Consider the following 6,746-nt stretch of genomic DNA (forward strand, 5'->3'; position numbering starts at 1 on the left):
GTGGATTCGAGGCCGGCAGGTGTAATTGTGCGGTACGACGTGTGGTGGAAGTAGGGGGATTTGTTGCGCCCCGGGCGCAGAGCGCCGTAGCATCAATCCAGCTTCATGCCTGCCGACAAGCCCATCCTGCTCGGCATCGATCTGGGCACCACGAACACGTGCGTCGCGTACGTCCGGAACAAGGTCGCGCGCGTGGTTCCCAGCGACAAAGGTTCGTTGATCCTGCCCAGCGTGGTGGCGATGAGCGACAAGGGCAACCTGCTGGTCGGCAACATCGCCAAGGACCAGATGGTGGTGAATCCCCGGAACACCATCTACGGCGCCAAGCGTCTGATCGGGCGGCAGTACAACTCCAAGGTGGTCCAGGACATCAAGCACTACTTCTCGTACGAGATCGTCGAGGGTCCGAACGGCGAGGCCGCGGTGGTGCTGGCCGGGAAGGTCTACTCGCTTCCGCAGATCAGCGCCTTCGTCCTCCAGCACTGCAAGCGCGTCGCCGAGGCGACCCTCGGGCAGGAGATCACCGAGGCGATCATCTCGGTCCCCGCCTACTACAACGACAACCAGCGCAACGCGGTGAAGGAGGCGGGCAAGCTCGCCGGCTTCACCGTCAAGCGCATCGTCAACGAGCCTACCGCCGCGGCCCTCGCGTACGGCCTGAACCGCGGCTTCGATCACAAGGTGCTCGTCTACGACCTGGGCGGCGGCACCTTCGACGTTTCCGTCCTGCAGCTCCACGGCAACGTCATGGAGGTCCTGGCGACCGGCGGCGACACCTTCCTCGGCGGCGTCGACTTCGACAACCGGATCATCGATTTCGTGCTCGAGGAGTTCCGCAACCAGACGAAGATCGATCTGACGCAGTCGCCCATCGCCATGCAGCGGATCAAGAACGCCGCGGAGGCGGCGAAGATCGATCTCTCGCTGCTCAGCAACGTCGTCATCGAGCTGCCCTACATCGCCGACCGCAAGGGCAAGCCGGTGGACCTGCGCATCCCGCTCTCCCGCGAGCGCGTGAACGCGCTGGTGATGGACCTGGTCGAGAAGACGTTTCAGCTCGTCGAGCGCGTCCTGGGCGAGAAGAGCCTCAACCGGGGTGACATCCAGGAGGTGCTGCTGGTCGGCGGTCAGACCCGCATGCCGCTGGTCCAGGGCAAGGCGCACCAGTTCTTCGGCAAGCCGCCGCGCAAGGGCGTCCACCCCGACGAATCGGTGGCGCTGGGCGCCGCGCTGCTGGCCGAATCGATGCAGGAGATCGACTCCGTCACGCTGGTCGACGCGCTCAGTATGCCCATCGGGTTCGCCATGCCCGGCGGCCGTTTTCGAAAGGTGATCGAGAAGAACACGCAGATCCCCTCGAAGAGCAGCTTCCGTCTGCCGCCCGCGCGGGATGGCAAGGGGCTCGAGCTGGACATCTTCCAGGGTGACGGCGACCGGATCATCGACAACGAATACCTCGGCACGCTCAAGTTCCCGGCGGAAGTGGCCGGGCAGCGGGTGAACTTCATCCTCGACGAGGAGTGCCTGCTGCACGTCACCATCGAGACCGCCAGCGGCCAGACTCGCGAGCTGACGCTGGCGACGCACGACACGCCCGAGGCGTTGAAGGTCGCATGGCAGGAAGAGGCAGAGAGGCGCAGGGTCGCCGCCGAGCGACAGATGACGCCGGAGGAGCAGTCGCGGGGGATCTTCGCCTCGATCCGCAAAGTCTTCGGCGGTCAGTGAAACATGCCGCTGGTCCAGGGCAAGGCGCACCAGTTCTTCGGCAAGCCGCCGCGCAAGGGCGTCCACCCCGACGAATCGGTGGCGCTGGGCGCCGCGCTGCTGGCCGAATCGATGCAGGAGATCGACTCCGTCACGCTGGTCGACGCGCTCAGTATGCCCATCGGGTTCGCCATGCCCGGCGGCCGTTTTCGAAAGGTGATCGAGAAGAACACGCAGATCCCCTCGAAGAGCAGCTTCCGTCTGCCGCCCGCGCGGGATGGCAAGGGGCTCGAGCTGGACATCTTCCAGGGTGACGGCGACCGGATCATCGACAACGAATACCTCGGCACGCTCAAGTTCCCGGCGGAAGTGGCCGGGCAGCGGGTGAACTTCATCCTCGACGAGGAGTGCCTGCTGCACGTCACCATCGAGACCGCCAGCGGCCAGACTCGCGAGCTGACGCTGGCGACGCACGACACGCCCGAGGCGTTGAAGGTCGCATGGCAGGAAGAGGCAGAGAGGCGCAGGGTCGCCGCCGAGCGACAGATGACGCCGGAGGAGCAGTCGCGGGGGATCTTCGCCTCGATCCGCAAAGTCTTCGGCGGTCAGTGAAATGGCGCCCAAGACGCTGCGCGAACGGGCGGCCGAGCTTGGGATGAAGGCGATGGGCAAGCTCTTCGAGGATCCGAAGCGCGCAGAGGCCATCGCCGCCGCGATCGGCGGGCTGCAGCGCGCCAAGCAGGCCCTGGACGAGGCGCAGGACCGGGCGCTTCGGGCCGCGGGGCTGGTGACGCGCGAGGATTTCAAGGACGCGGGCAAGCGGCTCTCCGCGCTCAAGCGGCGCGTTCGCGACCTCGCGGACGATCTCGATCAGTTGATCGCGCAGCAGCAGAAGAAGTAGTAGGTGGCATGCGCTGGACGGGCTTGCTTCTCGCGGTCGCCTGCAGCCACACCCAACCTCCTCCCGCACCGCTCTCGGTCCCGTCGGAGAACGCCGCGGGGCCGGCGAACCTGCCGGACGGCGGGCCCGCAGATGGGGGGACGTTTTCGTCCGACGCCGGCGTTCCGCGCGCCGACCTGATCAGTCCCATCACGATCCCGGGAAGGGAAACGCCCGTGGGCCTTGATTGGGGAGAGACGGGAAAACGACCCGCGGGGACCATCTTCAAGAACGTGAAGCTGCTCGGAGCGGTGAGCGGCGACCGCTTCATGGCAGCGATGCAGTCGATGCAGGCCAGCCTCGGGCGCAAGTGTGTGCTGTGCCATCTCGTCGAGCAGAAGGATTTCCCGTCCGACGCGAAGAAGGAGAAACAGCGCGCGCGGGACATGATCCTGATGACCGAGGAGATCAACCGGCGAAGCTTCGGCGGCACCATTCGCGTCACCTGCTGGACCTGTCACCGTGGAGACGAGCATCCGGCGGATATGGGATTTTCCCGCGACCTCCCCGAGCCGTTTACGAAGATGCCTCCCGAGCAGCTGGCGCGGAAGGCGGAGGACGTCTTCAAGGACGTGCGAATCCTCCGCGGGATGGACGTCCGCAACTTCGGCTTCATCATGGGATGGTTCGCGCGCGAGATGGGCGCGAAGTGCACGCACTGTCATGAGGAGAAGGACTTCGCGGCGGACACGCCGAAGAAGACGCGCGCGCGAGAGATGCTGGACATGACCAGCTACATCGCGAAGGGATACTACGGAAACGACAGTCCCGTCGGCTGCGGAACCTGCCACCGCGGCAAGCCGATCCCCGCGCGGACGGCGGCAGAGAAGTCTTGACTGGTTTTGCGGAAGGTGCGAATTGGACCGCCCCACAGAGGGGCGCTTAGCTCAGCGGTAGAGCACTGCCTTCACACGGCAGGGGTCGCAGGTTCGAATCCTGCAGCGCCCACCAAGAAATCTCCTCGGAGTTCGCGGGGTTGGCGGGACCATTTTCGGTCTCGGCCTGGGGGGTGGGGTCCATTTGGACCCAATTTTGACCCAGCTCGGGCAGAGTTGCGACTGCGGCGCGCAGATCTTCGACGTCCAGGTGGCCGTAGATCCCAGTCGTCGTGCGCACGTCGCGGTGGCGCAGGAGGCGCTGCACGCGGTGGGCGTCGACGCCGGCGCGGAGGAGCAGCGTCGCGGTCGTGTGGCGCAGATCGTGGAAGCGCATCGGCCGCGGAATCGCCTTCGGCCACAGCGCGCGCCCGCGAGGCTGTGCGAGCGGCTTGCCGGTGCCATTGGTGCGCTTGAGGCAATTCGGGCAGTAGCGCTGCTCGTTATCGGCGTGGCGTTCCTTGTGGCCGCACCAGCGGCACACGTGCTCGTAGCCCTTGACCAGGCCGACGCGCGCGAGCGCGGTGCGCAGGGTCTTCTGCGGATCCGCTTCCGGCGAGCGCTGTGACCCATCCTCAGCAGGGAAGACGAGCGAACCGGGCGCGTGCTCGAGCTGGTACTTCAAGATGGGGAAGAGCGGCGCCGCAATGGGGATGAGGTCGGCATGACCGCCCTTCGTCGTTTGCCGCTCGTTTGAGCGCGCGACCATGATCGTGCCCAGCGACAAGTCGACGTCGCTCTTCCGGAGAGCGAACAGCTCGCCGCGCCGCATGCCGGTCCAGAGTGCTGCAGCGAAGAGCGGCCGCCAGTCGGCCGGAACCTCCGCCAGGAGCAGCGGAACCTCTTCGGCGCGGAGGGTCGCGTAGATGCGGCGCGCGACCTTGCGCCGCTCGGTGGACGCGACGGGATTCTCGCCCACCCACCGGCCGGCCTTTTTCGCCTTCGAGAAGACCGTGTGCAGGACGCTGCGGAGCTTGTTGACGCTTGCAGCCGACGCGCCTGCCGACTCTGCGTTGTGAAGCAGCTCGTCGAGGTGAGGAGAGCCGAGCGCGGCCAGCGGCAGCGCACCCACAGGTTTCGAGACCACATACTTCCCCAGTCGCTGGCGCTCGCCACTCCTGCTCGCCTCCGGGAGCGATGGTCGAGCCACCAGGTGCACAGATCCGCGAACGTTCCGGTCAGATCCTCAGGCCGCGGCGGAAGGCCGTTGCGGACGCGCCGCGCGAGGTTGCGATGACGGCGAGCCTCGACCTCGAGCTCGTCCGCTAGCGCCTTCGCTTGGGCCTTGCTGGAGGCCTCGATGCGCTCGCGGCAGCGCTTTCCCGTCGCGTCGGTCCACTTCGCGTACCAGAAACCGCCCCGCTTGAGCACGCTCGCCATGCGCTACTTGCCTCCCTTCGGCACTGGTGCCACGTGCGCCTGACGCGTCTCGCCGCGCGCGTAGGCGAGCAACTCGGCGGGAACGAACCGGAGGCCCCAACCCATTCCGCGGGCCCGAGGGAGCTCGCCACGCTCGGCGGCCTTGTAGACCCAGGATTCGGACCGTCCCAGAAAGGCCGCGGCTTGATGGACGGTCCAGAGTCGATCCGTGGGGAGCGAGATTGGCTCGCGGCGACGTTCGCGAGGGGGCGGAGATGCGAATTCCAGGGTGTTCATCGTGAGGCTTTCCTGTTCAGGGTGCCTTCTGAAGCGCGACGTACCGCTCCAGAAGGAGGTTGACGAAGTAGTCGCGGACGTCGGGAGACTTGCGCTGCTTGCGGTCGCGGTCGAGAACCTCAACGACGGGCTTCGGAAGGCGGAACCAAGAACGAGCGTCCTCGATGAGGTCGTTCAGAACCTCGTTCAACGACTGCCTGCCCGTTTCTTTCATGCGCTGCTCGAGCCAGCGCCGCGTTTCCAGAGGGAAGCGGGTGCTGATGCTGGTGAGCTCCACCGTTCTTGGCGTCCGTGCCATTCCCTGACGATAGCTTGCTCACAGCACGCATATCAAACATGAGTCATAATCGAATATAGCTGACACGGTCTTGCACGAAACTAAACCTAGGGTGAGTATAGATACGCTTGCACAAAACTAAACCCACGGTTAAGATGACTGCATGGGACGGGTCACACAGACGAAACCTGACTGGGACCGCCTCTACGAGACTGCCCTGGCGCAGGAGGGCCACTTCACGACCCAGCAAGCTCTTGACGCCGGATACTCGTCGCAGCTGCTGGTGAAGTACCTCGACAGCGGCAAGATCACTCGCGTCCGGCGGAGTGTGTACCGGCTCAAGCATTTCCCTCCCGGTCAGCAGGAGGACCTGGTCGCTCTTTGGCTTTGGTCCGATCGGGCAGGGGTGTTCTCTCACGAGACTGCGCTGATGCTCCACGAGCTCTCCGATGTGCTGCCTGCGCGGGCGCACCTGACCCTGCCTGCAAAGTGGCGCAAGCGCCGACTTCGAGTTCCGGAAGGTGTCGTGCTGCACTATGCGGACGTGCCCAAGCGCGACCGAGCGTGGGTGGGCGCCCTGCCGGTCACTTCTCCGGCGAGAACACTCGCCGACTCCGCGGCAGATCATGTCTCGCCTGAATTCCTCTCCTCCGCAGTCCGTCAGGCGCTCGCGCGCGGCATGGTCAGCAGACCGCAGGCCACCGCAGTCGAACGGGCTACGGGGCTCGATGCATGAAGTCACGGACGTACGCGACGCCGGCGGCATTCAAAGCCGCGCTGGAACAGCGGCTGCGCGATTCTTCGAAATCAGGTGTCGAGCTCGCGCGCCGTCGGCAGCTGCTCGTGTTCGACCGTTTGCTGGCGCGCGTCACGCGCGTGCTCGGTAAAGCGGCGATGCTGAAGGGCGGCCTGGTGCTCGAGCTTCGCCTCGAAAGAGCCAGGACCACGAGGGACGTGGACCTGCGCCTCGTCGGCTCGCCCGAGGAAGCGCTGGCGCGGCTGCAGGAAGCCGGAAGAGTCGACCTCGGCGACTTCATGACCTTCGAGATTCAAGCAGACGCGCAACAGCCCGAGATGGACTTTCAGGGCAGGAGGAACGACGGCTTCCGCTATCGCGCTGAGTGCAAGCTCGCGGGCCAGATCTACGGCCAGCGGTTTGGCGTCGACGTGGCTTTCGCGGATCCGGTCCTGGGTGAGCCTGAGGTCATCGTCGCTGACGACGTCCTGGCATTCGCCGGCATCGAGCCACCAAGGGTGCGGCTCTACCCGGTCGAGACGCATCTCGCAGAAAAGG

At 65.6% G+C, this 6,746-nt stretch carries 8 protein-coding genes, 1 tRNA gene and 2 pseudogenes; 7 read left to right on the forward strand and 4 right to left on the reverse strand.

Annotation, left to right across the window (positions count from 1 at the left end):
• Nucleotides 1-105 precede the first annotated feature (105 nt).
• The 5 genes from E6J58_13110 (at nucleotide 106) to E6J58_13130 (ending at nucleotide 3,595) form a co-directional block, all read left to right on the forward strand.
• On the forward strand, nucleotides 106-1,725 hold the full coding sequence (locus tag E6J58_13110; GenBank protein TMB37053.1) for a 2-alkenal reductase: 1,620 nt from the start codon (nucleotides 106-108) through the stop codon (nucleotides 1,723-1,725).
• A 3-nt stretch (nucleotides 1,726-1,728) separates the two neighbouring features.
• Nucleotides 1,729-2,316, forward strand: coding sequence for a hypothetical protein (locus tag E6J58_13115; GenBank protein ID TMB37054.1), 588 nt, complete (start codon nucleotides 1,729-1,731; stop codon nucleotides 2,314-2,316).
• 1 nt (nucleotide 2,317) lies between these two features.
• Complete coding sequence (locus E6J58_13120; GenBank protein ID TMB37055.1) at nucleotides 2,318-2,605, forward strand: hypothetical protein; 288 nt, start codon at nucleotides 2,318-2,320, stop codon at nucleotides 2,603-2,605.
• Between the two features lie 8 nt (nucleotides 2,606-2,613).
• Nucleotides 2,614-3,480, forward strand: coding sequence for a c-type cytochrome (locus tag E6J58_13125; protein TMB37056.1), 867 nt, complete (start codon nucleotides 2,614-2,616; stop codon nucleotides 3,478-3,480).
• Between the two features lie 40 nt (nucleotides 3,481-3,520).
• A tRNA-Val gene (locus tag E6J58_13130) sits at nucleotides 3,521-3,595 on the forward strand.
• A 129-nt stretch (nucleotides 3,596-3,724) separates the two neighbouring features.
• Here the strand turns inward: E6J58_13130 and E6J58_13135 are convergent.
• From E6J58_13135 to E6J58_13150, 4 genes and pseudogenes are all read right to left on the reverse strand, one after another.
• A pseudogene (locus E6J58_13135) lies at nucleotides 3,725-3,856 on the reverse strand (site-specific integrase).
• A gap of 114 nt (nucleotides 3,857-3,970) precedes the next feature.
• A pseudogene (locus tag E6J58_13140) lies at nucleotides 3,971-4,678 on the reverse strand (hypothetical protein).
• Nucleotides 4,679-4,902: 224 nt separating this feature from the next.
• Nucleotides 4,903-5,175: a helix-turn-helix domain-containing protein gene (locus E6J58_13145; protein ID TMB37057.1), complete on the reverse strand. Its 273-nt coding sequence runs from the start codon at nucleotides 5,173-5,175 to the stop codon at nucleotides 4,903-4,905.
• Between the two features lie 16 nt (nucleotides 5,176-5,191).
• On the reverse strand, nucleotides 5,192-5,473 hold the full coding sequence (locus E6J58_13150; protein TMB37058.1) for a hypothetical protein: 282 nt from the start codon (nucleotides 5,471-5,473) through the stop codon (nucleotides 5,192-5,194).
• A 142-nt stretch (nucleotides 5,474-5,615) separates the two neighbouring features.
• On the opposite strand from E6J58_13150, the gene E6J58_13155 reads away from it, so the two are divergent.
• Both E6J58_13155 and E6J58_13160 read left to right on the forward strand, forming a co-directional pair.
• Nucleotides 5,616-6,188 (forward strand): hypothetical protein, encoded by a 573-nt coding sequence (locus tag E6J58_13155; protein TMB37059.1) that lies wholly within the window; start codon nucleotides 5,616-5,618, stop codon nucleotides 6,186-6,188.
• Nucleotides 6,185-6,746: nucleotidyl transferase AbiEii/AbiGii toxin family protein (locus tag E6J58_13160; GenBank protein TMB37060.1), on the forward strand; the 562-nt coding region annotated here is incomplete at its 3' end. The genes E6J58_13155 and E6J58_13160, both read left to right, overlap by 4 nt.

It is taken from the genome of Deltaproteobacteria bacterium, from assembly GCA_005879535.1.
Classification (GTDB): Bacteria; Myxococcota; Myxococcia; order Myxococcales; family 40CM-4-68-19; genus 40CM-4-68-19.